General features: G+C 68.2%; 26 protein-coding genes. 14 read left to right on the top strand and 12 right to left on the bottom strand.

Annotation, left to right across the window (positions count from 1 at the left end):
- Positions 1-137 precede the first annotated feature (137 nt).
- The 5 genes from J2X09_RS04480 to J2X09_RS04460 all read left to right on the top strand — a co-directional run bounded on the left by J2X09_RS04480 (position 138) and on the right by J2X09_RS04460 (position 5,844).
- The gene (locus J2X09_RS04480; protein ID WP_204732945.1) at positions 138-1,130 is read left to right on the top strand and encodes an ABC transporter substrate-binding protein; all 993 of its coding nucleotides are present in this window, start codon (positions 138-140) and stop codon (positions 1,128-1,130) included.
- Positions 1,127-3,778 (top strand): PAS domain S-box protein, encoded by a 2,652-nt coding sequence (locus J2X09_RS04475; protein WP_204732946.1) that lies wholly within the window; start codon positions 1,127-1,129, stop codon positions 3,776-3,778. The genes J2X09_RS04480 and J2X09_RS04475 overlap by 4 nt, the downstream gene beginning before the upstream one ends.
- Positions 3,775-4,206 carry a response regulator gene (locus J2X09_RS04470; protein ID WP_204732947.1) on the top strand — a complete coding sequence of 144 codons (432 nt, stop codon included), beginning with the start codon at positions 3,775-3,777 and terminating at the stop codon, positions 4,204-4,206. Before J2X09_RS04475 ends, J2X09_RS04470 begins: the two co-directional genes overlap by 4 nt.
- Positions 4,207-4,219: 13 nt before the next feature.
- The gene (locus J2X09_RS04465) at positions 4,220-4,666 is read left to right on the top strand and encodes a universal stress protein (protein WP_204732948.1); all 447 of its coding nucleotides are present in this window, start codon (positions 4,220-4,222) and stop codon (positions 4,664-4,666) included.
- Between the two features lie 83 nt (positions 4,667-4,749).
- On the top strand, positions 4,750-5,844 hold the full coding sequence (locus J2X09_RS04460) for a competence protein CoiA family protein (RefSeq protein WP_204732949.1): 1,095 nt from the start codon (positions 4,750-4,752) through the stop codon (positions 5,842-5,844).
- Positions 5,845-5,906: 62 nt separating this feature from the next.
- On the opposite strand, the gene J2X09_RS04455 is transcribed toward J2X09_RS04460, so the two are convergent.
- Positions 5,907-6,467 carry a DUF2889 domain-containing protein gene (locus tag J2X09_RS04455; RefSeq protein ID WP_204732950.1) on the bottom strand — a complete coding sequence of 187 codons (561 nt, stop codon included), beginning with the start codon at positions 6,465-6,467 and terminating at the stop codon, positions 5,907-5,909.
- Positions 6,468-6,566: 99 nt separating this feature from the next.
- Between J2X09_RS04455 and J2X09_RS04450 the strand changes: the two genes are divergently transcribed.
- Together J2X09_RS04450 and J2X09_RS04445 are read left to right on the top strand one after the other, a co-directional pair.
- Positions 6,567-7,073, top strand: a complete 507-nt coding sequence (locus J2X09_RS04450; RefSeq protein ID WP_204732951.1) for a cupin domain-containing protein — start codon at positions 6,567-6,569, stop codon at positions 7,071-7,073.
- A 132-nt stretch (positions 7,074-7,205) separates the two neighbouring features.
- Complete coding sequence (locus tag J2X09_RS04445) at positions 7,206-7,910, top strand: hypothetical protein (RefSeq protein WP_204732952.1); 705 nt, start codon at positions 7,206-7,208, stop codon at positions 7,908-7,910.
- 304 nt (positions 7,911-8,214) lie between these two features.
- Here J2X09_RS04445 and J2X09_RS04440 read toward each other — a convergent pair whose 3' ends face one another.
- From J2X09_RS04440 to J2X09_RS04415, 6 genes are all read right to left on the bottom strand, one after another.
- Positions 8,215-9,306, bottom strand: a complete 1,092-nt coding sequence (locus J2X09_RS04440) for a protein-glutamate methylesterase/protein-glutamine glutaminase (RefSeq protein ID WP_204732953.1) — start codon at positions 9,304-9,306, stop codon at positions 8,215-8,217.
- A 12-nt stretch (positions 9,307-9,318) separates the two neighbouring features.
- Complete coding sequence (gene cheD / locus J2X09_RS04435; RefSeq protein WP_204732954.1) at positions 9,319-9,948, bottom strand: chemoreceptor glutamine deamidase CheD; 630 nt, start codon at positions 9,946-9,948, stop codon at positions 9,319-9,321.
- 123 nt (positions 9,949-10,071) lie between these two features.
- Positions 10,072-10,962, bottom strand: coding sequence for a CheR family methyltransferase (locus J2X09_RS04430; protein WP_204732955.1), 891 nt, complete (start codon positions 10,960-10,962; stop codon positions 10,072-10,074).
- A gap of 60 nt (positions 10,963-11,022) precedes the next feature.
- On the bottom strand, positions 11,023-13,131 hold the full coding sequence (locus tag J2X09_RS04425; protein ID WP_204732956.1) for a chemotaxis protein CheA: 2,109 nt from the start codon (positions 13,129-13,131) through the stop codon (positions 11,023-11,025).
- A gap of 132 nt (positions 13,132-13,263) precedes the next feature.
- The gene (locus J2X09_RS04420; RefSeq protein WP_204732957.1) at positions 13,264-13,626 is read right to left on the bottom strand and encodes a response regulator; all 363 of its coding nucleotides are present in this window, start codon (positions 13,624-13,626) and stop codon (positions 13,264-13,266) included.
- 61 nt (positions 13,627-13,687) lie between these two features.
- A complete protein-coding gene (locus tag J2X09_RS04415) occupies positions 13,688-14,131 on the bottom strand; it encodes a hypothetical protein (RefSeq protein WP_204732958.1) in 444 nt (147 codons plus the stop codon).
- Positions 14,132-14,292: 161 nt separating this feature from the next.
- Between J2X09_RS04415 and J2X09_RS04410 the strand changes: the two genes are divergently transcribed.
- From J2X09_RS04410 to J2X09_RS04390, 5 genes are all read left to right on the top strand, one after another.
- Positions 14,293-15,441 (top strand): hybrid sensor histidine kinase/response regulator, encoded by a 1,149-nt coding sequence (locus J2X09_RS04410; RefSeq protein ID WP_204732959.1) that lies wholly within the window; start codon positions 14,293-14,295, stop codon positions 15,439-15,441.
- Positions 15,419-16,048, top strand: coding sequence for a response regulator (locus J2X09_RS04405; RefSeq protein ID WP_204732960.1), 630 nt, complete (start codon positions 15,419-15,421; stop codon positions 16,046-16,048). The genes J2X09_RS04410 and J2X09_RS04405 overlap by 23 nt, the downstream gene beginning before the upstream one ends.
- 5 nt (positions 16,049-16,053) lie before the next feature.
- The gene (locus tag J2X09_RS04400; protein WP_204732961.1) at positions 16,054-16,440 is read left to right on the top strand and encodes a DUF2845 domain-containing protein; all 387 of its coding nucleotides are present in this window, start codon (positions 16,054-16,056) and stop codon (positions 16,438-16,440) included.
- 21 nt (positions 16,441-16,461) lie between these two features.
- A complete protein-coding gene (locus J2X09_RS04395; RefSeq protein WP_204732962.1) occupies positions 16,462-18,042 on the top strand; it encodes an MFS transporter in 1,581 nt (526 codons plus the stop codon).
- A 69-nt stretch (positions 18,043-18,111) separates the two neighbouring features.
- Positions 18,112-18,513 carry a hypothetical protein gene (locus J2X09_RS04390; RefSeq protein ID WP_204732963.1) on the top strand — a complete coding sequence of 134 codons (402 nt, stop codon included), beginning with the start codon at positions 18,112-18,114 and terminating at the stop codon, positions 18,511-18,513.
- Between the two features lie 28 nt (positions 18,514-18,541).
- Here J2X09_RS04390 and J2X09_RS04385 read toward each other — a convergent pair whose 3' ends face one another.
- From J2X09_RS04385 to J2X09_RS04365, 5 genes are read right to left on the bottom strand one after another with little or no spacing between them, the layout of a single operon-like run.
- Positions 18,542-18,907, bottom strand: coding sequence for a cupin domain-containing protein (locus J2X09_RS04385; protein ID WP_204732964.1), 366 nt, complete (start codon positions 18,905-18,907; stop codon positions 18,542-18,544).
- A 10-nt stretch (positions 18,908-18,917) separates the two neighbouring features.
- Positions 18,918-19,931: a quinone oxidoreductase family protein gene (locus J2X09_RS04380; RefSeq protein ID WP_204732999.1), complete on the bottom strand. Its 1,014-nt coding sequence runs from the start codon at positions 19,929-19,931 to the stop codon at positions 18,918-18,920.
- Positions 19,932-19,959: 28 nt separating this feature from the next.
- The gene (locus J2X09_RS04375; protein ID WP_204732965.1) at positions 19,960-20,859 is read right to left on the bottom strand and encodes a beta-keto acid cleavage family enzyme; all 900 of its coding nucleotides are present in this window, start codon (positions 20,857-20,859) and stop codon (positions 19,960-19,962) included.
- An 18-nt stretch (positions 20,860-20,877) separates the two neighbouring features.
- A complete protein-coding gene (locus tag J2X09_RS04370) occupies positions 20,878-21,639 on the bottom strand; it encodes an SDR family NAD(P)-dependent oxidoreductase (RefSeq protein WP_204732966.1) in 762 nt (253 codons plus the stop codon).
- Between the two features lie 19 nt (positions 21,640-21,658).
- Positions 21,659-22,534: a dioxygenase family protein gene (locus tag J2X09_RS04365; RefSeq protein WP_310307549.1), complete on the bottom strand. Its 876-nt coding sequence runs from the start codon at positions 22,532-22,534 to the stop codon at positions 21,659-21,661.
- A gap of 166 nt (positions 22,535-22,700) precedes the next feature.
- Here J2X09_RS04365 and J2X09_RS04360 point away from each other — a divergent pair, with 166 nt between their 5' ends.
- Positions 22,701-23,762: a LacI family DNA-binding transcriptional regulator gene (locus J2X09_RS04360; protein WP_204732967.1), complete on the top strand. Its 1,062-nt coding sequence runs from the start codon at positions 22,701-22,703 to the stop codon at positions 23,760-23,762.
- Positions 23,763-23,795: 33 nt separating this feature from the next.
- Positions 23,796-24,295: amidohydrolase family protein (locus tag J2X09_RS04355; RefSeq protein WP_510184450.1), on the top strand; the 500-nt coding region annotated here is incomplete at its 3' end.

Here is a 24,295-nt window from a genome sequence, read left to right as displayed (position 1 = left end):
GGGCATGGCGAAACGCGGAAAAGTCCGGTTTTCGGTCCATCCGTCAGCGGCGATGGGCCGGAGCCGCCCCGATGGTGACAGAATGTTTTCCCATGGCAGACGGGATGAGAATCGATTCGAATCGCGGAAGGGAGCGCGTGGGGCACGGGGTCAGGCATGTGCTGGCACGCGGGCTGGCGCTCGTCTGCCTGGTGCTGGGCATGGCTTCCTGCACCGAGCTCCCGCAGCCGCCGCTGGTGGTGGGTATCAACACCTGGGTCGGTTACGACCCCCTGGTGCTGGCCCGCGACCGGGGCCTCACCGACGCGGAACATCTCAAGGTGGTGGAACTGCTGTCCAGCGCCGAGGCCTTGCGCCACCTGCGCAACGGGCTGCTGGACGCTGCCGGCCTCACCCTGGACGAAGCCCTGCGCCTGGTCGACAGCGGGTTCGACGCACGCATCGTCGCGTTGCTCGACACCTCCGCCGGGGCCGACGTCGTGGTGGCCGCGCCGCGCATCACCCACCTGAAGAAGCTGCGCGGCGAGCGAATCGCGGTGGAAGACGCCACCGTCGGCACCCTCATGCTCGAGCGGCTGCTGCGCAAGGCGGACCTGCGGCAGGAAGATGTGACCGTGGTCCGCATGGATGCGACCCTGCACCTCACCGCGCTGCTCAGCGAACGCGTGGCCGCTGCGGTGAGCTATGCCCCGATCGATGGCCCGATCCGCGCCCTGGGCTACCGGCCTGTGTTCGACAGCCGCGAGATGCCCGGCCAGATCGTGGACGTGCTGGTGGTGCGTGGTTCTGTGCTGCGCGAGCGCCCCGCCGCGGTGGATGCGCTGCTGGGTGCCTGGGCCTCGGGCCTGAACGTGATGCAGCTGGACCCACCCGGCGCGGCCGCCTCACTGGCGCCGGGCACCGACCTCACGCCTGCCCAGTACCAGGCGGTGCAGGGCGGGCTGCGCTTCTACACGCCGACCGAATCGCTGTCCATGCTCACGGGCAGCCCGCCTCCGCTGGCACTGCAGGGGGGTGAAGTGGCACGCCTGCTGGTCGAGCTGGGCCTGCTGCGCAGCCGTCCCAACTGGGCGGCCCTGATCGACACCGCGCCCGCCATGCGCGCGCGCAACGCCGTGCCCCTGCCATGAAACCGGTGGCGCGCCTGCTCTCCATTCCTGCACGCTGGCTCGCTCCCCTGCTGCTGGCAGCGTTCGCCCTGACCACCACCGGCGTCAACCTGGTGATCCAGTGGCGGGAGGTCGACCAGCAGGTGAGCGAGAACGAGACCCGGCGGCTGCGCGAACGGCTGGGCGTCGAACAGAGCCGGCTCAGTGCCGAGTCCAGCAACACCAATGCCTTGCTGGTGCGCCGGCTCGTGGGAGGGCTGGGTCTGTACAGCGGCATGCAGCACGCCTATCTGATCGACGGCAATGGCACCGTGATGGCGTCGCTGCTGCGCACGGACATCGGCCTACCGTTCGCCGACGTTCAGAGCATGCATCCCGAGCTGGCGGATGTCCGCAGCCTGTTCGTCGATCCCATGGCCGGCTCCAGCCTGCAGGTGGAACGCCCGGCGGGGTCGTCCCTGCTGTTCGGTCGTGCCTTGCTGGAGTCGGGGCGAGAACTGCTGGCCGTGGTGGACCTGAGCCAGCCCATCGCGACCCGCTTCGCCGGCATGCGCACGCAGGTGCTGCGCGAAACCATGGTGCTGCTCGTGCTCGTCGGCCTGCTGGCCCTGCTGTTGCACTGGGTGTGGTTCCGCCGCGCTGAACAGCTCGCGCGTGCGCTCACCTCCATGGGCGAAGGCCGGCTGGAAGCACGCACCGGGCTGCAGGGGCGCGATGAACTCGCGCTGATCGGCAACGCTGCCGACCGCATGGCCGAGCGCCTGCAGGCCAGCCATGCACAGCTGCAGCACATGACCGACCTCGTGGACCGCTCACCGCTGGTGGTCATCGAGTGGTACAACGTGATCGGCTGTCCGATTCACTACGTGAGTCCGTCCATTGCACAGTGGGGCTACGCGCCCGAGCCCCTGCTGCAGGGGCGCATGACCTACGATGACCTGATCCACCCCGACGATGTGGGCCAGGTCAACGCTGAAATCGACGAATACCTCGAACACGGCCCCGACCACTACCGCCAGGAATACCGCCTGCGGTGCGCCGATGGCCGCTGGATCTGGATCGATGACCGCAGCACCCTCGGACGCAATGCCGAAGGCAAGGTCACCACGATCAGCGGTGTGCTGCTCGATATCACCGTGCAGAAGGAAGCGCAGATCGCACAGCGCGAGCAGGCCGAATTCCAGCGGCTGTTCTACGAGTTGCCGCTCATCGGCATGGCGATTTCATCGCCGCAGAGCACGCACTGGCTGCAGGTCAACGACCACCTGTGCGAGATCCTCGGTTACCCGCGCGAGGACTTGCTGAAGCTGACCTGGTCCGACATGACACCGCAGCCCGATCTCGACCAGAACCTCGAGTTGCTGCAGCACATGAAGGAAGGCCACACGGACAGCTACCAGATGCAGAAGCGCTTCGTGCGCAGGGACGGCAGCTTTGTGCATGCCGAGATTCACGTGCGTGCGGTTCGCAATGCCGATGGCAGCCTCAAGCACCTGTTCTCCATCATCCAGGACGTGACCGACCGGCTGCAGACCAGCCAGGCGCTGAGCGACCAGAAGAGTCTCCTGGAGCAGGCCGAGGCCATGGCCGGCCTGGGCAGCTGGCTCTACGACTCGAAGACCGAGCACATCTGGTGGTCGCGCCAGATGTACCACAACATCGGCCGGGCCGAGGTGCTGGGTCCGCCCGCCCATCTCGAGGCCTACCTGGATTGCATCCACCCCGAGGACCGCGAGCGCGTGGCGCGTTTCATGCGCTCCCTGTCGGACAGCCGCGTGCGCCTGCATGCCGAGTTCCGGCGCCATCCGGACCTCGGTGTCGAGCGCTGGTTCCGGGGCAGCTTGGAATGCCGCCCTCATGCGGACGGCACGGGCCACCACTACAGCGGAACCCTGCTCGACATCACCCAGATCAAGCAGGCGCAGACCAACCTGGAGCGCATCAACGCCAAGCTGGAGCAGCGCGTGGCCGAGCGCACCGAGCAACTCAGCGCAGCCAATCGCGAACTCGAAGCCTTTTCCTACACCGTCTCGCACGACCTGAAGGCGCCGCTGCGCGGCATTGACGGCTACAGCCAGCTGCTGCAGGAAGAGCACGGCGATCGCCTGGACGACGAAGGGCGCCAGTTCATCCAGCGCATCCGCCGGGGCGTGCATCAGATGGGCACGCTGATCTCCGACTTGCTCGATTACTCGCGCATGGAGCGCCGAACCATGGAGCAGCGCGCGGTCGAGCTTCAGCCGGTGCTCGATCTGGTGCTGGAGACCCATGCCGCCGACATCGCGGCCGCCCGTACCTCGCTCGCGGTGCAGGTCGAGCCCATGACACTGCAGCTCGACCGCGAAGGTCTGGCGGTGGCCTTGCGCAACCTGGTGGGCAACGCCATCAAGTTCAGCAAGAGCCAGCCGCAGCCGCAGGTGGAGATCGGCGCGCGGCGCGAGGCAGGGCGTTGCCTGCTCTGGGTGCGCGACAACGGGGTCGGCTTCGACATGAAGTACCACGACCGCATCTTCGGCATCTTCCAGCGCCTGCAGCGCGCCGAGGACTATGCCGGCACCGGTGTCGGCCTCGCCCTCGTGGCCAAGGCCGTGCAGCGCATGGGCGGCCGCGTCTGGGCCGAAAGCAGCCCCGGCGAGGGCGCCACGTTCTATCTGGAGTTTCCATCATGAGCGCCACCTCCACCGTGCCTTCCATCCTGCTGGTGGAAGACAACCCGATGGACCTGGACCTCACCCTGCGGGCCTTCAACAAGAAGAACTTCTCCAACACCATCCACGTGGCGCGCGACGGTGAGGAGGCGCTCGCGTGGTTCGCGCGCTGGGAGGCTGGCGAACCGTTGCCGGCCGTGATCCTGCTCGACCTCAACATGCCGCGCGCCAGTGGCCTGGAGGTGCTGGCACAGCTCAAGGCGCATCCGCGCTTTCGCCGCATTCCGGTGGTGATATTGACATCCTCCCGTGAGGACAAGGACCTCAAGTCCGCCTACGATCTGGGGGTGAGTTCGTACATCGAGAAGCCGGTAAGCTTCAGCAAGTTCATCGAGGTGGCCGAGCGTATCGAGCTGTATTGGTGCGTGGTCAACGCGAGGCCATACTGAAACTGGAGTGCCCATGCTGAAGATTCTCATCCCTGTCGACGGTTCGACCCATGCCCTGCTGGCTGTGCACCACGCGCTGAGGCTCGTGGGATCGGGCCTCAAGGCGCGTTTCGTCGTTGCCAACGTGCAGGAAGCCGCCAACCTCTACGAACTGGTGGTTGCTCACGACCCGGCCGTGCTGCAACAGGTGAGCGATGCCGCCGGGCGCGATCTGGTGCGCCCTGCCATGGCACTGCTGAGCGCGGCGGGCCAACAGGTGGAGGCCCTCGTGGTCAGCGGCGATCCGGCCCAGGTGCTGGCCGAACTGGTGGAGAGTCAGGGCTGCGATTCCGTCTTCATGAGCACGCGCGGTGGTGGCCTGCGTGCGGCCGTGCTGGGCTCGGTGTCGCAGGACATGGTGCAGCGCTCGCCCGTGCCGGTGACGCTCGTCAAGGTGCCCGAGGACGCGCAGCCCGACTGACTCCGCGAGCCGGAATGCCATGAGAGCCGGCGCTGTCCGGCTCTTCCCGTGCATGCCCTTCGCCCCCAGGTCCCCTCCCGCCCGTGACCCCGCTTTTTTCCGCCCTCAATGCCTCTGGTGCGCTGCGCTTCATCAGCGAAGTGGCACGCGGGTCCGGGTGCGGCTGCTCGTGCCCGGTGTGCGGCAGCCCGCTGGTGGCACGGCAGGGTGCCGCCAACGAATGGCATTTCGCGCACGAGGCTTCGCAGGAGCGCCCCGAGTGCGAAACCGCTTCTGCCAGCATGCTGCGGCGCCTGATGATCGAGCACCTGCGGGCCCGCGAGGGGACCGGCGGCCTGCCGCTGCCGCCGTACCGGCAACGCGTCTCCATCGTGCGCACCCTGATCAACGTGCACGAGGACGTGCAGTGGCGTGCCCGCCCCATGGGCCATGCGCAGTGGCAGCCGCTGGCTCCCGCGCACGAGCCGGTGGTGCGCGTGCGGCTCGACACCGGGGTGGAGTTGCACATCCATGTCGTGCTGGACGCCTCTGCGCCACCGCCGCCCGAAGCTGCTGTCGCGCAGGCCGTGTTCCGTTGTCCGCTGCCGCCGCCCGGCGTGTTGCGCGACCGCGGCAGCGTGGACCGGCATCTGGCGCAGCATGCCGAACTGGTCTGGCTGCACCACCCCGACACCATGGGGCTGATCGCCGCCGCGCAAGCGCGGCTGGAGTCGCGCAGCCGGCAGATCTACCGCAACTGGCTCAACATGGCCCACGCCGCTGGCGGCCCGGCCACGGTGGACGAGGCGGAAGACTCGCGGCCCGCGCCGCTGTTCTATGGCCCCGCCACGCCGATCCTGCCCGAGAGCGCGCCGCGTTACGACTGCGCGCCCGGGCATGCCCCGAACATCAGCTTCACTTTCTACAGGCTCTCGGAAACGGAAGCCTGGTTGCTTTACCTGCTGGAGCGCAAAGGCCCGGCCGACTGGCGCGCAGCCTCCGAGAAGCTGTACGCGCTCGCGCCCTATCCGGCGCGCTTCGCGGGTTGGGAGGATGCGGTGCCGACCTCGGTCGGGGTGGCCGACCGGGTCGCTGGCATCGTGCGCTGCAGGGGATTTCTCGACGCGGTCACCTACCTCTCGCGCCGCTCCCAGCTCACCCGCAGTGGGCGGGATCCTTCGGTGTTTCTGGGGGCCTGAGTCTTCTTCGGGTGCGACGGCCTCCATGGCGCTGCTGAGCCCGCGCGGTGCAGGGGGGGACATCAGCCCGCGACAGAGTTCTTCTGCGCCGGCTGCCAGCGAAAGAACATCGGGTACACACGCTCCACCACCGGCCCGTTGAAATCCCAGCCCAGGCACTGCCCCAGGTGCGCGGGCGGCCGGCCATCCTCGCGGGGCCCGAACACGCCCGAGCGCGTCTGGAAGGCCGCCGTGGCCAGATTGAACAGCAGCTCGCGCAGGTGCGTGCAGCCCTGCACATCGCCCAGGTGGCGCTGGATCGTCTGCCGCCAGCCACGCCCCAGCACCTCACCCACCATGCGCTGCATGTTCGGCATGGCGTCCGGGCAGGGTGCGTGCGGGAACGCCTCCATCGCCACGGCGATGTCCCGGATGACCATCGTCTCGTCAAAGGTGACGCGGATCCGCATGTGGTGGATCGGCTCGTTCGGTGGCCACGTGTTCCCATGGATCTCGATGCCGACCGGCTTGCTGTCGTGCAGCTCGCCCTCGATGTCCCACAGGCCGTCGTCGCGCTGGTAGCCCTGGTAGGTGACACGCCGGGTGTGCATCTGGCGGCGGGGGGCGGGGTCGGGCAGGGGCACGTGGGTCTCCAGGTTGTGGGGTCAACCTTCGCATTGTCTCGCCATGCGCCCGGGCTTGCTTGCTGGCACACTGGACACTCACAACAAGCAGGAGACTCCATGGCACACGACCACGCGCACCCCCACGAGGATCACCACCACGACCACCCCGCCTGGAAGCACGACGGTGTGCGCGTGATCCCGGGCAGCCAGCTGGACGGCAACGTGCCATCCACGCCCGGCATGGACCGCAAGGCGGCCATCAACTTCGCGCGTGTGGGGGCGCAGAAACTGTGGGCCGGCACTGTCACCATCCACCCCGATGCCAAGACCGGTGCCCACCACCATGGGCCACTGGAAAGCGTCATCTATGTCGTGCGTGGCCGCGCGCGCATGCGCTGGGGCGAGGCGCTGGAGTTCACCGCCGAAGCCGGGCCGGGCGATTTCATCTACGTGCCACCCTACGTGCCACACCAGGAAATCAACGCCAGCCCCACGGAGGTGCTGGAATGCGTGCTGTGTCGCAGCGATGGACAGGCGGTGGCGGTCAACCTGGACATCGAACCCGTGGAAAAGCCCGAGCAGGTGCTGTGGGTGGACCCGACGCACCCCACTGGCGGGGTGTGAGCGTTGGGCCCCGTTTGTCGGCGCTGGCCGGCGGGGTCGAAAAAAGTTCTCAAGATCGACATCGGGGTGTCGAATTACCCCCACAAGAACACCGGGCCTGTATTTCCCCGGTGCCGCCGTAAGGGGTCGCCCATGTTGAACGTAACCAGCCCTTCTGCCGTGTCCTGGCCTGCGCCGGCGTCCGTCGCCGTAGCACCGGTGCACCCGGTCGCGTCCGTTCCATCCGTCCAGACGGGTGGCCAGGATGGTAAGACCCAGATGGGGTTTGGCCGTGATGACCGCGCCGCACCGCAGCGCGCCGCAGCCGGGCGATCCACCGTGGACGAACGTGGCGCCCCGGTCGAAGGTGCCGGTACCCCGGCCTCGGGCACCCCGGCTCCGCACGATATGGTGGCCCATCGGCAGGCCCGGCAGGAGGCCGCCCGGGCGGCGGAAAACAAGCAGGCCGGCGACAAGAAGGCCGTGGAACATCTGCAGAACGTGCTGTCGCGCATGTGGGAGGCCAGCGCGGCCGTGGTGGACCGCGCCCTCGGCATCGAGCCCGCCGCCAGCAGCGAGGTGCCGGGCACCCAGAGCGACACCGCGCCCGACCTCTCGTCGGTGGCCGCATCGACCATACCGCGCAAACCCGTCGTGGCCGAACGCCAGCCCAAGCCCGCCCTCGAGCCGCTGCCGTGGCCGGTGATGCCGGAGTCGTCCGAGGTGGAAATCGACGTGGTGGGTGACGGTATCGTGCCCGGTGAGGACACCGCCGCCGAGGTGGTGGCCTACGACGAGTACGGCCATGGCAGCGCCGCACCCGTGGAAGCCGGCGCCATCATCAGCGAACGCGTCTAGATTCGGACACCCCCCTGCGCCGCTGTGCGGCTTCCCCCCTCCGTGGCGCGCCTGCCGGCGCTTCGAGGGGGGACGGCATCTCGGGCCGGCGGAGCCGGACCCTTGATGCCTCTGGAAGAGGTGGCTTCGTGCGGTGCGGGTCGCGCTCCGGTCGGGTGAAAAGCCGAACACGCAACGCGCGAAGTGCCTGCGTCCAGAGGTGCCGAGGGTCCGGCTCCGCCGGCCCAAGGCACCGTCCCCCCTCGAAGCGCCGGCAGGCGCGCCACGGAGGGGGGAAGCCGCACAGCGGCGCAGGGGGGTGTCCCTAAATGCGATGGCGCACGCCCGCCGGTGCGCTCGCCAGGCGGGCGAGCAGGGCCGGTGCGATCTGGTTGAGTGGCAGCACCTCGTGCGCCGCGCCGTGCTGGATCGCCATGCGCGGCATGCCGAACACCACGCAGCTGGCCTCGTCCTGCACGTAGTTGTAGCTGCCCGCGTCCTTCATTTCACGCATCGCACTCGCACCGTCGGCGCCCATGCCGGTGAGCATGATGCCCAGTGCGTTCGGGCCGAGCACGCGCGCGGCCGACTTGAAGAGCACCTCCACCGAGGGCCGGTGGCGGTTGACGGGTTCGGTGTCCTCGACGACCGCCACGTAGTTCGAACCGCTGCGGTCGATGCGCAGGTGCCGCCCGCCGGGTGCGATGTAGGCATGGCCGGGCAGGATGCGCTCCCCGTCGCGCGCCTCGGCCACGCGGATGCGGCAGAGCGAATTGAGGCGGTTGGCAAAGCTGGTCGTGAAGCCGGGCGGCATGTGCTGGGTGATCACGATCGCGGGGGCGTCGGCCGGCAGCGGCACCAGCACCTCGCGGATGGCTTCGGTGCCTCCGGTGGAGGATCCGATGCAGATGACCTTCTCGGTGGACAGGCGCGGCAGTGCCACGCGAGGCGCTTCGTGGGCCTGTCCCGGCGTGGCACTGGCGGCCGGTGCGGGCGCGCTGGCCAGCCGCTTCACATGCGCCTTGGCGGCCACGCGGATTTTGTCCACGATGTCGCCGGCCAGTTCGTTCAGGCCGCTGCTCACGCCGATGCGCGGCTTGGCCACGAAGTCGACCGCGCCCATCTCCAGCGCGCGCAGCGTGATCTCAGCGCCCTGTTCGGTCAGGGTGGAGACCATCACCACCGGCATGGGGCGCAGGCGCATGAGGCGCGAGAGGAACTCCAGCCCGTCCATGCGCGGCATTTCCACGTCCAGGGTGATCACATCCGGGTTGAGTTCGCGGATCATCTCGCGCGCCACCAGCGGGTCGCTGGCCGCGCCGATGCACGTCATGTCGGACTGGCGGTTGATGATTTCGGTCAGCAGGCTGCGCACCAGTGCCGAATCGTCGACCACGATGACCTTGATTTTTGCCATTCTTGTGCTCCCTTAGAACAGATCGACCGAGCCGCCTGCCGTGGCTTTCGCCACGACGGCCGCGCTGCCTTTGCGTTCCTGTGTCTCGAGTGTTTCCGGGTGCGAGTGCGCCAGCCGCTTGACCATCGCCTTGCCCGTGGCCGGGAAATAGCAGACCTTGCGCGGGTGGATGTCGAGCACGTCCTTGGAGATCACGGCGATGCGTTCGGTCTGCAGGTAGTCCAGCACAAAAGCCGTGTTGCGCTCGCCCACGTTCATGGTGGTGAAGGTGTGCATCACCTGGCCGCCGCCGAACACCTTGGCCTGCATGGTCTCGCGCCGCGCACCCAGCTTGATCATCTCGTTGATCAGCAGTTCCATCGCATACGAGCCGTAGCGCCCGCTCGCATCGTTGTCGCCATCGGGCAGCATGAAGTGGTTCATGCCGCCCACGCGCACGCGCGGGTCCCAGATGCAGGCGGCGATGCACGAGCCCAGCACCGTCATCACGACCAGGTCGTCCGAGGTCACGAAGTATTCGCCCGGCAGCACCTTCACCGCGTCGTGCTTGAAGTGGTGGTCGTGGTAGAAAAAGCTGGCCTCGCCCGGCTTGGACTTGCGGGCTCTCAAGGCTTCGAGCGAAGAATGTGGGGCAGCGATCATGCGACGGCTCCGCTGTTCGGGAAGCACGAAGTGTCTTGCACGGGAAACACCGCGCAACCGGCTTTGCCGGGCCGCTGGTGTTGTTCCCCTCGGGGGAAGGCGCCAAGCGCCGCAGGGGGGCGTTCAAAGCCTCTCATAGACGGTCTTCCCGCGCAGCGCGAAGAGGTTGCGCGCGTCGCTGAAATTTTCTGCGTGGCCCACGAAGAGCATGCCGCCCGGTTTCATCACGCGGTGGATGCGCTCCAGCACGGCACGCTGTGTGGCGGCGTCGAAGTAGATCATCACGTTGCGGCAGAACACCACGTCGAACGGCTCGCGGAACGGCAGGTTCTCGATCAGGTTGACGCTCAGGAACTCCATGTGCTTCTGCAGTTCGGGCTTCACCCGCATCAGGCCGGCATTGCTCGCCTTGCCGCGCATGAAGAAGCGCTGCAGGCGTTCGGTGCTCAGTCCCTTGACGCCGTCGGTCTTGTAGATGCCGCGTTGCGCGGTGGCCAGTACCTTGGTGTCGATGTCGCTGTTGACGATCTGGAACGAGCCCGACGTGCCCAGCGCCTCGGTGGCCGTCATGGCGATGGAGTAGGGCTCTTCGCCGGTGGACGCGGCCGAGCACCAGATGCGCCAGGCCTGCGTGCGTTTCGCGGCCAGCAGGTCGTGGAGGATGCTGAAGTGGTGCGACTCGCGGAAGAACGCGGTGAGGTTGGTGGTCAGCGCGTTGATGAATTCCTGCCACTCCGCGCCGTCGTGTTGCTCGAGCCAGTCGAGGTAGGTCTTGAAGCTGCCATGGCCCGTTTCGCGCAGCCGGCGAGAAACGCGGCTGTACACCATGGCGTGTTTGCCATCGTGCAGGCTGATGCCTGCCTTCTTGTAGATCAGCGCCTTGATGCGCGTGAAGTCGTCGTTGGACCAGACGAATTCGCGGCCTTCGGCCAGTGGGCCGTCTTCGGGCGCGGGCACGCCCGTCTTGCCGGTGGGCAGGGGCGGGCGTTTCGGGGAGGGGGTCTGCAGCAGCATGGGGTCCTGACCGGGAAGTAGCTGGGGGCGCCAGGCAGCGTCGCGAAAGAGATCAGCTCATCAATGGCGGGAGCGGCGCACCAGGCCGGAGGTGTCAAGGATCAGCGCCACCTTGCCGTCGCCGAGGATGGTGGCGCCCGAGACGTTGGGCACCTTGCGGTAGTTCGACTCCAGGTTCTTGATCACCACCTGCTGCTGGCCGAGCAGTTCGTCGACCATCAGCGCGACGCGGGAGCCCTCGGCTTCCACCACCACCATGATGGGGCTGCCGCCGTTGAATTCGAAACGCGGCACCTGGAACACGCGTTCCAGCTCCACCACCGGCATGTACTCGTCGCGCACCTTCACCACCTGTGCGCCCTGCGCCATGGTGTTGATGTCGTTCGGCTTGATCTGGAACGACTCGATCACGTTGGACAGCGGGAGGATGTAGACCTCGTCGCTCACGCGCACCGACATGCCGTCCATGATCGCCAGCGTGAGCGGCAGGCGCACCGAGACGCGCATGCCGAAACCCTCGGCCGAATCGATCTCCACCGTGCCGTTGAGCGCGGCGATGTTCTTCTTGACCACGTCCATGCCGACACCGCGGCCGGAGACATCCGTCACTTCCTCGGCGGTCGAGAAGCCGGGCGCGAAGATGAGGTTCCAGACCTCGCTGTCGGTCAGCGAATCGGGTGCGTCGATGCCCTTCTCGCGCGCCTTCTTCAGCAGCTTCTCGCGCGAGAGGCCCTTGCCGTCGTCGCGCACCTCGATGAGGATCGAACCGCCTTCGTGCGTGGCCGACAGCGTGATCGTGCCGTGTTCGGTCTTGCCCTTGGCGCGGCGCTCCTCGGGCATCTCGATGCCGTGGTCGCAGCTGTTGCGGATCAGGTGGGTCAGCGGGTCGGTGATTTTCTCCACCAGGCCCTTGTCGAGCTCGGTCGATTCGCCCTGGGTCACCAGCTCCACCTTCTTGCCCAGCTTGCTGGCCAGGTCGCGCAGCATGCGCGGGAAGCGGTTGAACACCACGGACATGGGGATCATGCGGATCGACATCACCGCTTCCTGCAAGTCGCGGGTGTTGCGGTCCAGGTCGGCCAGCCCCGCCAGCAGGGGCTGGTTGTGCTTGTCGTCGAGCTCGCGGCTCTTCTGCGCCAGCATGGCCTGGGTGATGACGAGCTCGCCGACCAGGTTGATGAGCTGGTCGACCTTGCTCACCGACACGCGCAGCGTGCTCGATTCGAGGCCGGCGCCAGCGGGCGCGCGCGGGTCGGCCTTCGGCGCGGCGCGGGACGCGGCGGGTGCCTCGGCGGGCGCGGCTGTGGCGCGTGCCGGCACACCGGGTGCGCCTTCGAAGAACCCGTAGTCGCGACCCTCGGTGGTGGGGTTCGGGTGGCCCGTGCCCATGGGTTCACCGTCTTCACCGATGGTGACGTTGGGCACGGCGGACGGTTCGACGATGCGGATGTCGTCCTTGCCCACGTGGAAGGTGAACAGGTCCATCAGGTCGCTGTCGCTGGCGGTGGTGCGGGCGCGCCAGGCGCGACGCGTGGCCAGGTCGCAGGGCAGGGGTTCGATCGTGCCCAGGCCGGGGATGTCGCGGAACAGTTCGGCGATGCCGTCGGCCGAGGCCGGATTCTCCAGCGGGCCGATGTGGATTTCCAGATCGCGCTCGGCCTTGGCGGCGGCCTTGCGGGCCGGCGCCGGGGCGGCGACGGGAGCGGTCACCACCACGGGGGCGGGGGCCATGGCTTCGGCGGCGTCTTCGCCGTTGGCCAGCAGGCTGATGCGGGCAACCAGGTCACCGGTGGCCGGCGGCTCGACGCCACGACCCTGGTGGGCGCCCAGCAGGCCACGCAGCGCGTCGGAGGACTCGAGCAGCACGTCCACCATGGGAGCCGTCGGCGTCAGTTCATGGCGGCGCAGTTTGTCCAGCAGCGACTCCATCTGGTGCGTGAGTTCGGCCACGTCGGCAAAGCCGAAGGTGGCGGCGCCACCCTTGATGGAGTGCGCGCAGCGGAAGATGGCGTTGAGCTCTTCGTCGTCGGCCTTGTCCAGGTCGAGCGCGAGCAGCATCTGCTCCATCGAGTCGAGGTTCTCGCCGGCTTCTTCAAAAAAAATCTGATAGAACTGGCTCAGGTCGATGTCGTTGCCGAGGTTCTGGCCCTCATTCATCATTTCACCCATGGTGAAACTCCTCGTTCATGTGGTTCTGTCGGCGCGAAATGTCATTGCCCGGAGACACCAGGGATCCGGCTTTGCCGGTCCCCGGGTGTCGCCCCCATGAAAGGGGGGAGGCGCCGAAGGCGACGCGGGGGGTCATCGAATCACCTTTTGAATGACTTCGATGAGGCGGCCTGGATCGAACGGCTTGACCATCCAGCCGGTGGCGCCCGCGGCGCGGCCGAGCTGCTTCATCTGGTCGCTGGACTCCGTGGTCAGGATCAGAATGGGAATGGTCTTGAACTTGGGGTGCTCGCGCAGCTTGCGCGTGAGGCCCAGCCCATCCAGGTTGGGCATGTTCTGGTCGGTCAGCACGAGGTCGATGCTGTGCGTCTGGGCCTTCTCCCAGGCGTCCTGCCCGTCCACGGCTTCGACCACGTGGTAGCCCGCCCCCGTGAGGGTGAATGACACCATTTTTCGCATGGACGCCGAGTCGTCTACGGCAAGAATCGATCGCATGGCTTACTCCGTTTCGGTTCAGATATCGGCATTCGGGGCAGGGTCTTGAATCGGCCCTGGCTCAGAACAAATCAATGGAGCCCGCGTCCATTTCGCTTTGGGTCACCGGGCTGGGGCGTTCGGGCATCGGGTCCAGTTCCATCGGCACCTCGCCTTCCTCAGGCTCCATGGTCTGGTCGGCCAGCCGCCACGCGCAGCTCTGCAGCACCTTGCCGGTGTGCACGATCAGCTGGGTGGCCATGTCGTGGAACTGCAGTTCGGTCACGGCCTGGTGCAGGCTCTGGCGGATGGGGCCGAGTTCCTCGCCCCGTTCTGCGCCCAGGTCGCCCAGCGCCTGGTTGGCCGAGCCGAAACGTTCCAGCAGGTTGCTGGTGGCGTGGTCGAGCAGGCCTTCCAGGCGCTGCAGATCGGTCATGGCCATGAGCAGCGAATCCTGGAGATCGGCTACCAGATTCACGGGCAGGGTGACAGACGGCGTGGTCTGCTGCATCGTCGGTCGTTCCATGGTGGGTGATTCGGGCTAGGGTACAGGGGTGGGTATTACAATTTTCGACAGCTGCACGCCTCTGTATCGACCGATAACGGGGCAAATTCAGCACCAATTCCCGCGTTGCCGGCCCACAACGGGGCGCTCGGTGGCGTCCCGCCTCCCACCCTTCCCACACCATGAGCGGATCGCCTGACAACCCGGACAAGCGTTTTGTCCGCATCCTGCATCTGGAGGATTCCCGGGTCGATCACGCCCTGGTGAAGTTCGCCCTGCAGCGCAGCCAGCTGGCCAGCGAGGTGGTGCTGGTCGATTCGCTGGACGATTTCCGCCGCGAGCTGGAGAGCACGCACTACGACATCGTCCTCGCCGACTACCACCTGCCCGGCTTCACTGGCATGGACGCCTGGGACGTGGTGCGCCAGATGAAGCTGGAGATTCCCTTCGTCATCCTGTCGGGCGCCATTGGCGAGACGGCCGCCGTCGACGTGATGCACCGTGGTGTGAGCGATTACCTGCTCAAGGACAGCATGCACCGGCTGTCCCACGTGATCGAACGCGCGATCGAGATCAGCGAGACCCGCCGCGCCAAGGCCGCCGCCGACGCGGAGCTGGCCGAATCGCGCCGGCGACTGGCCGAGCTGGCCGAACACTTGCAGACCAGCATCGAGCAGGAGCGTGCCGACATCGCCCGCGAGATCCACGACGACATCGGTGGATCGCTTGCCGCTGTCAAGCTCGATCTCGCCTGGGTTGGCCGGCACGTGGAGGAGGGCGATGTGCAGCGCCACCTGGGCTCGGCCATGGAAATGCTGCAGCACGCCCTGGGCGCGAGCCAGCGCATCATGATGAATCTGCGCCCGCCCATTCTGGACCAGGGCCTCGTGGCCGCCGTGGTCTGGCTGGCCGCCGGGTTTGAACGGCGCACCGGCCTGCGGGTGACGGTGCGCCGCTCGTCCGAACAGCTCGACGTGCGGCGCGAGGTGCAGCTGGTGGCCTACCGCACCGCGCAGGAGGCCCTGACCAACGTGCAGAAGCACGCCCAGGCCGGCGCGGTGGACATCGACCTCAGCGACCGCGAGGGCGTGCTCACGCTCGAAGTCACCGACAACGGCAAGGGCCTGGACGCGCATGCGCTGCGCAAGGCCAAGTCCTTCGGCCTGCTGGGCCTGCGCGAGCGCGCGGCCAAGGTCGGTGGCTGGCTCGATGTGAGTTCATCCCCCAGGGGCACCTCGGTCATCCTTTCGGTGCCCCTGCAGTCTTCCAGCAACCCGGACAATGCGGCCCAGGCCGATGAGGAACCCCATGATCAAGGTGATTTTGTGTGACGACCACGCCATGGTGCGGCGCGGCATCCGCGACACCATCTCGGAAGCGACCGACATCCAGGTGGTGGGCGAGGCGGGCAGTTATCCCGAATTGCGCGACCTGATGCGCAAGGTGGAGTGCGACGTGCTCGTGCTCGACCTCAACATGCCTGGGCGCGGTGGCCTGGAGGTGCTGGGCACGCTGAAGGAGGAGGGCTCTGCCGTCAAGACGCTGGTGGTGTCCATGTACCCGGAAGACCAGTACGCCATCCGCTGCCTGCGCGCCGGCGCGCGGGGCTACCTGAACAAGGCGGGCGAGCCGGCCGAGCTGGTCGCCGCCATCCGCACCGTGATGCAGGGGCGCAAGTACGTGACGGCCGACGTCGCGCAGATGCTGGTGGACACCCTGAACGCACCCGAGAGCGAGGAGCTGCACGCCAGCCTCTCCGAACGCGAACTGCAGACGCTGCAGAAGATTGCCTCCGGCAAGAAGCTCTCCGACATCGCCGAGGAGCTGATGCTCAGTCCCAAGACCGTGAGCGTCTACCGCGCCCGCGTGCTCGAAAAGCTGCATCTGGCGAACAACGCCGAGCTCACCGTCTACGCGATCCGCAACGGCATCGTGTAACCGCCATGCCCATCGACGCCGCCGCGCCCCACACCGCCCCGCCGGTCGGGCGCTGGCTGGTCTGCACGGGCCTGCTGCTCGGGCTGGCGGGCGTGGCCGGGCCAGTCCGTGCCGAGTCGCTGCGCTGCGCGGGCGGCATCGCCGCCGAGGGCGAGTCGCGGTTGTCCCTGGTGGCCAAATGCGGCCAGCCGATGTTGACGGACCGGTACTGCGCGCCGGTGTACCAGGGCTCCTCCTGGTATCCCGTGCCCGAGCCCTACGCCCACCGCGTCGTGCCCTGCCAGCTCATCGACGAATGGCTGTACGACCGGGGGCCGGGCAACCTGTGGGCGACGGTGCGCATGCGATCGGGTGTGGTCCTGTCGATCACCTACGGGAACACGCCACGGTGATGTGTACGGAATAATGGGTCGATGCCCCCGTCCACGTCCATCTGGAGTCCTCTTCGCCAGCCCGCCTTCCGGGGCCTGTGGATCTGCGGTGCCATCTTCTTCATCGGTGCCGGCATGCAGACCATGGCCGCGGCCTGGCTCATGGTCGAGCTCACTGGTTCCTCCTTCCTCGCCGCGCTGGTGCAGACCGCCGTGTTCCTGCCCATGTTCCTGCTGGCGTTGCCCGCCGGTGTGCTGGCCGACACCACCGACCGGCGCCGTCTGATCTCGGGCGCCCTGATCGCGCAGGTGGGCGCCAGCGTGCTGCTGGCCGGGCTGGTGCTCGCGGGCTGGGGCGGGCCGACGTCGGTGCTGTTCCTGGTGTTCGTGTGCGGCTGCTGCACGGCCATGCTCACGCCCGCGTGGAACTCCTCGGTGGTCGATCCCGTGCCGCGCGCCGAATGGCCGCAGGCCATCACCGCCATCGGCATCGCCTACAACGCGGCGCGTGCCATCGGCCCCACCCTGGCGGGCCTGCTGTTCGCACGCCTGGGCGCAGGCTGGGTGTTCGTGGTCTCGGTGTTCACCACGGTGGTGATGTGGGAGTCGATCCGCCGCTGGCCACCGCGTGCGCACCCGCCGTCCAGCCTGCCGCCCGAACGGCTGTGGGGCGGCATGCTGAGCGGCCTGCGCTTCGCCTGGCATTCGCGCCTCATCCTCGCGCAGCTGGTGCGCGTGATGGCCTTCAGCGCGGCTGGCTCGGCGCTCTGGGCCCTGTTGCCGGTGATCGCGCAGCGCCAGCTCGGCACCGGTGCCGAGGGCTTCGGCCTGCTCATGGGCTGCCTGGGCACCGGCGCGGTCGCGTCGGGGCTGGTCATCGGGCGCCTGCGGGCGCGCTTCGCGCTGGACCACATCGTGGCGGTGAGCTGCGTGGTGTTCGCCGCCGTGATGCTGCTGGCCGCCTGGGTGCGCGTGCCGCTGATCGTCTACATCGCCATGGCGTTCGGCGGTGCGGCCTGGATGGCCACCATGTCCACCTTCAACACCGCCACGCAGGCCAGCGCACCACCATGGGTGCGCTCGCGCGCCGTGGCGCTGCACATCCTCTCCGCGCTCGGTGCCTTTGCCATCGGCTCGGCGTTCTGGGGCGCGGTGTCCGACATCGCGGGGCTCACCGGGGCCCTGGTCGCCGCCGGAGTGCTCATGGCCGCCGGCCTGCTGCTGGCGCGGCCGTTCCCGCTGCGCGTGGGGGCGGACCACGAGGTGACGCAGGGCACGCCGTGGGACGAGCTGTTCGTCGAGGCCGAGCCCAACCCCGAGGCCGGTCCGGTGGCGGTGGAGGTGGGCTATCGCATCCGCCCCGGCGCGGACCAGGCCTTCCTCGACACCATCGCCCGCATGAAGGCGCCGCGCCGCCGCGACGGCGCGACCTTCTGGCGCATCTACAAGGACCTGGGTGAGCCCTCGCGCTACGTCGAGCGCTTCATCGTCACCTCCTGGGCCGATTACCTGCACCAGCGCGCCCGCGCCACGGTCGCCGACCGCGCCATCGAGACCGAGGTGCGTGCCTTCCTCGCCGATGGCGAGAGCGCGCGCATGTCGCACTACATCGCCGAACGGTGAGCGCCGAAAGGCGGCATCGGCGCGCGGATCGACAACCCTATGCCCGACAACATCACAGGAGGTGAAACGATGAACATTGCATGCCTTGCCACGCTGCTGGCACTGACGCTGGCGGTGGCCGGCTGCCAGGACCGCGGCGCTGCACCTGCTGCACCCACACCTGCACCTGCACCTGCACCTGCACCTGCACCTGCACCTGCCACCGATGGCTGGCTCGGTCAGTGGAACGGGCCTGAGGGCACGTTCCTCAAGCTGGAGGGCGGCAACGGGCAGTACCAGGTCACGGTGCGCAACCTGGACGGCCCCCGCACCTTTGCGGGCACGGCCACCGGCGACCGCATCGAATTCGAGCGCGACGGCGTGAAGGAATCGGTGCACGCCACGAACGGTGCCGAGACCGGGATGAAGTGGCTCGCCGAAAAAACCGATTGCCTGACGGTGCGCGCGGGCGAGGGCTATTGCCGCGACTGAGCTCCCTGGCGGCCGCGTCGCGCGTCACTCAAGCGCTGGCGGCGGGCGGCGCGTTGCCCATCACCAGCAGCACCAGCGCAGGCCGGTTGCTCTCGTTGACGAGTTGCCGCGCCTCGCCCGGCGCAAAACGGCAGGAGTCGAAGGCGCGCAGGCTCGCTCGCTGTTCGGTGCCGTTCAGGGCGCCGACCACGGTCACCTCGCCTTCGACGACGAAGTAGAGCTTCTCGATCGGCGACGGGTCCAGCGTGGTGTGGCCGCCCGGCAGGATCTGGCTCATGCCCATCCACATCTGCTCGGACGGGCCGGCTTCCTTGCCCTGCAGACGCAGGCAACGCATGTCGAAGTGGTTGGGCGCCTCGTAGGGTCTGGCCTCGTTGAATCGGGTGACGTGCATGGCGTGTCCCTCAGGGGCGCAGCACGATGCGGTCGGTGCTGCCGCCCAGCACCGCGCGGTAGGCCTCGGCCGCGTCGGCCAGCGCGTAGGCGCGCGCGATGGGGAAGGGCTTGAGCGTTCCGCGTTCAAAGCCCTCGCGCATCGCGTCGAGCTGGGCGGTGGAGGTGGTGCAGTCCATGGCCAGCGAGTCGATGCCCACGTAGGTGTGCATGCCGCGGTAGAAGGTGAAGATGTCGAATGGCACAGCCCGGTCGTGCGTGGCGATGAAGATCTGTGTGGCGCCCTTGCCCATGGACTTGTTGGCAGCCTCGAAGTAGGCGCTGCCCACGGTGTTGAAGACGATGTCCGCGCCGCGCCCGCTGGTGAGTTCGCGCGCCGTGGCGGCCACGTCGGCCACCGTGGCGTCGATCACGTCCACCGGCGCGCAGCTGAAACCGGCGAACGGACCGGGCCCGCGCTGCACCGCGATGACGCGCGCACCGGCCTGGGTCGCCAGCTGTACCGCCGCCTGGCCCACCTTGCCGTTGGCACCCATCACCATCACGGTCTGGCCCGCCTGCGGCATGCCGCAGCGGCGAAAGCCTTCGTAGGCGGTGACGAAGGGCACGCCGACGGCGCCGGCTTCCTCCATCGAAATGTTGGCCGGCCTGGCGCGCAGCGCCGCCACCGGCAGCTCGAGGAAACGGGCGTGGGATCCATCGCGGGTGATCCCGACGTCGCCACCCGAGCCGTAGACCTCGCGCCCGATCCATTCGCCCGGGCCCTCGATCACCGTGCCGGCGAAGTCGCGCCCCGGCGTGCGGGGCCACACCGCCTGCGGCATGATGCCCAGGCTGGCCTTGGCATCGCTGGGGTTGACCGCCGCCGCGCCCACGCGTACCAGCGCATGGCCCGTCGCGGGTGTGCGCCGGGGGCTGTCCGCCAGCGCGAGCTGCAGGGCGTCGATGCTGGCGGCCTTCTGCAGCAGGCGCAGGGCCTGGCCGGTGTCGGTGGATACGGGCGCTGTACCGGCGCTGTCGTGAATGCGTGCGTTCAAGTCGTCTCCCTTGCCTTCATGGTTGGGGCAATGCCAGCATCGTGCGCGCTTCCCGCGCGCTGGCGATGCGGCCGCCCATGCTTTGAATGATGTCGCGTGCGCGTGCCACCAGCTGCGCGTTGCTCTCAGCGAGCACGCCCTTGTCGAGGTAGATGTTGTCTTCCATGCCCACGCGCACGTGCCCCCCCGCCAGCCAGGCCTGGGCGACGATGGGGAACTCCATGCGACCGATGCCGAAGGCGGTCCAGATGGCACCGCGCGGCAGCATGTCGCGCGCATAGAGCACCGTGGCGGGCGAGGGCGCGAAACCGTACTTCACGCCCAGCACGAAGGTCCACATGCCAGGGCCGTCGATGCTGCCGTCGGCGATGAGGTCGAGCGCGAGGTGGATGTCGCCCGAGTCGAAGATCTCCAGCTCCGGCTTCACACCGGCCGCGCGGATGGTGGCGGCCATGCGGCGCACGTTGCGCGGCGTGTTGATGACCACGTCCGGGCCGGAGTTCATGGTGTTGAAGTCGAGCGAGCACACGTCGGGTTTGATGAGCGCGATGTGTTCGACGCGTTTGTCCGGCGGCAGCAGCGTGGTGCCGGGCGCGTACACCTTGGGGTCGTCCTCGCCCGGCACGAAGCGGCCGCCGGGGCCGGTGGTGAGGTTGATGATGAGCTCGCGGTTCTCGCGGCGAATGCGGTCCACCACGTCGCGGTAGAGCTCCACCTCCATCGAGGGCTTGCCGGTCGCGGGGTCGCGCACATGGATGTGCACCTGGCCCGCGCCCGCCTCGGCGGCGGCGAGGCATTCGCGCGCAATCTGCTCGGGAGTCACGGGCAGGTGCGGGGTCTGCTCCGGCTTCACCAGGTTGCCGGTGACCGCGCAGGTGATCAGGGTTTTCTGTGAAAGTGGGTTGAAGAGGCTCATGGGATGGCGAAGGACAGGTCAGAGATGGCGACCACCGTCCACCACGATGCGCGTGCCGGTGACGAAGCGCAGGGTGGTGGCGAGCGCCTCGATGGTGGCGGCCACGTCGTCGGGCTGGCCGACGCGGCCCAGCGGCGTGGTGGCGGCGGTCCTGGCGTTGAACTCGCTGCCACGGCCGGGCACGAAGGTCGATTCCACCGCGCCGGGCGACACGGACACCACCCGCACCGCCGGCGCGAGCGCCTTGGCCAGGGCGTCGCCCACCACATCCAGGCCCGCCTTGGCCGCCACATAGGCGAGGTTGCTGCCCACGCCGGTGAAACCCGCGATGGAGGACACGTTGGCAATCAGGCCGTCGCCGCTGGCCTTGAGCAGCGGCGCGAAGGCGCGGATGGTGGCGAACACGCCGCGAAAGTTCGCCTGCATCAGGCGGTCGATCAGGTCGTCGTCCAGCGCGTCGAGGTCGGCCGCCGGCACCGCCTGGGTGAACCCTGCGCTGTTGACGAGGATGTCGCAGCGCTGCCAGCGTTGCGCCACCTCGGCTGCGGCGGCGTTCAGCGAGACGCTGTCGACGATGTCGGCACGCACGGCGCCGTGTGCCTGCTGGCCCGGCAGGGCGGCGGCGTGTTTGGCGGCGCCGGCGGCGTCGCTCCGGTGCAGCAGCACGCAGGTGGCGCCCAGGTGGGCCAGCCGGCGCGCCGTGGCCAGGCCGATGGCGCCCGTGCCGCCGGCGATGACGGCCACCTTGCCGTCGAGTCGTGTCTGAGGTTCAAAAGCCATGGTGTGAAGGTGGAAAGGTTCAGGGGATCGGGGCCTTGGGAAACACGGTCTGACCGGGTTCCAGCGTGAAGTCGTGATGCAGCGTGGCCTGGGTGCCGTCGGCGTTCAGCTGAAAGCGGCCTACCAGCGGCCGCGTCACGCCGAACACCGGGTCGCTTTCCAGGTTCTCGTCCGTATCAGCAAACACCTGCGACACGCGCACCTTGAAGCCCGGCTTGCTGATCATGAAATGCAGGTGGGCCGGGCGGTTGGGGTGGCGCCGCTGGGCGCGCAGCAGGTCGCCGCACGGCCCGTCGGTCGGCACGGGGTAACCGGCCGGCACCACGCTGCGCAGAAAGAAGCGGCCGGCGTCGTCGGCGGTGAAGCGCCCGCGCAGGTTCATGTCGGGCTGGCCGTCGTCCTGGTTTTCGTAGAGGCCGACGGGCGAGGCTTGCCACACATCCACCATCGCACCTGGCACGGGCCGGCCCTGGGGGTCGCGCACGTGGCCGTGCACCTCAAGCGGCACACCGGGCGTGCCGCCGCGCGCGATGCTGTCCCCCGGTTCGCACATGGGCGAGCGCTCGCGCCAGAACGGCCCGAGCAGCGCGGTGAGCGATTCACCGCCCGTGGCGGCATCGCCCGGGTTGTTGAGCAGCGCCACCAGGGTGGACACGCCCAGCGTGTCGGCCAGCAGCACAACCTCGTTCTTTTTCTCGCCGGTGGCTTTGCCGATGGCGACCAGGAAATCGAGCGCGTGCTCGAACTCCGCCTCGGTCAGGTGCACTTCCTGCACGAAGGCGTGCAGGTGTCGGGTCAGGGCGGCCATGACCTCGCGCAGGCGCGGGTCGGGGGTGCGTTCCATCGCCGCCAGCGCGACCGGCAGCACGGATTCGGGTGTGGAGATCAGTTTCACGTCGATTTTCTCGTCGATGGCAAGGATTTTGCAAGGTTGCAAACGTTTGCTAATTTTCGTCCCCATATTGGGGCGTGGCATTCGGGTTTTCACCAAATTCTACTTGTTGATATTTAGAAAGAATAGCGCCAGAATTTGAGCAAACGTTTGCAGAGATTTTGCCAGAATGTCTGAAAATCACCGCACCAGCACCGCGCATGAGCCCGTCAGCCCCGTCACCATCCGTGACGTGGCGCGGGCGGCCGGGGTGCACCTGTCCACTGTGTCGCGCGCGCTCGACCCACGCCGCCGCGCGGCCGTCAGCGCCGAGGTTCTCGAGGCGGTGGAGCAGGCCGCGCGGCGCCTCGGCTACCGGCCCAACCGCGCCGCCTCCGCCCTGCGCACGGGCCGCACCTACACCATCGGGGTGCTGGTGCCCGACATCACCAACCCGGTGTTCCCGCCCATCCTCCAGGGCATCGAGGCCTGCGCCGCCTCGCGCGGCTGGTTCGTGATGCTGGCCAATGTGTCGGGCAGCGCCATGGCCCAGCCCATCGTCGAACGCATGCTGGCCCAGCAGGTGGATGGCATCGTGCTGGCCACCGCCTCGCGCGAAGACCCGCTGGTCGACTTCATCGTGGGCGCCGGCCTGCACGCGGTGATGGTCAACCGCGCCGACGAATCGGGCCGCCTGCCTTCCGTGGTGAGCGACGACCGGCTGGCCATGAAGCTGGCCGTGGACCACGTGGTGCAGACTGGCTGCCAGCGCATCGCCCACCTCGCCGGCCCGCAGAGCCTGCCCACCGGCATGGGGCGCCTGCAGGGCTTCGAACAGGCCCTGCGCGACCGCAAGCTGGAGAGCGCGGGCGTGGTGGTCTGCGAGGCCTACAGCCGCGAGGCCGGCCGCGTGGCCATGGCCCGGCTGCTCGCGCAGAGCGCGGTGCCGCCCGAGGCGGTGGTCTGCTCCAACGACCTCGTGGCCCTGGGTGCCTACGACGCGCTGCACGCTGCCGGCCTGAGCGTGCCGGGCGACGTGGCCGTCACCGGCCACAACGACATGCCGCTGGTCGACATGGTCCATCCCTCGCTCACCACCATCCGCCTGCCGCACCGCGAGCTCGGCTGGCGGGCCGCGCAACTGCTGTTCGATGCGCTCGACGAGCGGCAGATGTCGGCCGCCACCGTCGTGCTGCGGCCGGAACTGGTCGTGCGCAACTCCACCCGCCCCCTGCCGGCCCATGCCGACTGAGCCCCTTTTTCTCCCTCCTCATCCGCGAAAGCCATGACCCGCATCCTTATCAAGAACACCTGCATCCTGTCCATGGACCCCGCCGTGGGCGACTTCGACGACGCCGACATCCTGATCGAAGGCGACAGGATCGTCGCGGTCGGCCCGAACCTGCAGGCCGACAGTGCCGAGATCATCGACGGCAAGGGCCGCATCGTGATCCCCGGCCTGGTCAACGCGCACATCCATACCTGGGAATTCCAGCTGCGCGGCATCGGATCCGACTGGGTGGGCAGCCGCGACTACCACGCCAACATGCACAAGAACCTGGCCACCAAGTACGGCGTGCGCGATGTGTACCTGGGCAACCTGCTGGGTTCCCTGAACCAGCTGCGCAACGGCACCACCACGGTGGTGGACTGGTGCCACATCCTGCGCGACGCCGAGATGACGGATGTGGCCATCGACGGCCTCGAAGAGTCCGGCATCCGCGCCGTCTTCGCCCGCGGCACCGTCAAACCCCCCGAGCGTCCCGGCGAGGTGCCGTACCACAA

Origin of the sequence: Hydrogenophaga laconesensis, from assembly GCF_031457235.1 — a bacterium.
Lineage (GTDB): Bacteria > Pseudomonadota > Gammaproteobacteria > Burkholderiales > Burkholderiaceae_C > Hydrogenophaga > Hydrogenophaga laconesensis.
This window is presented reverse-complemented; position numbering and strand designations above follow the sequence as displayed.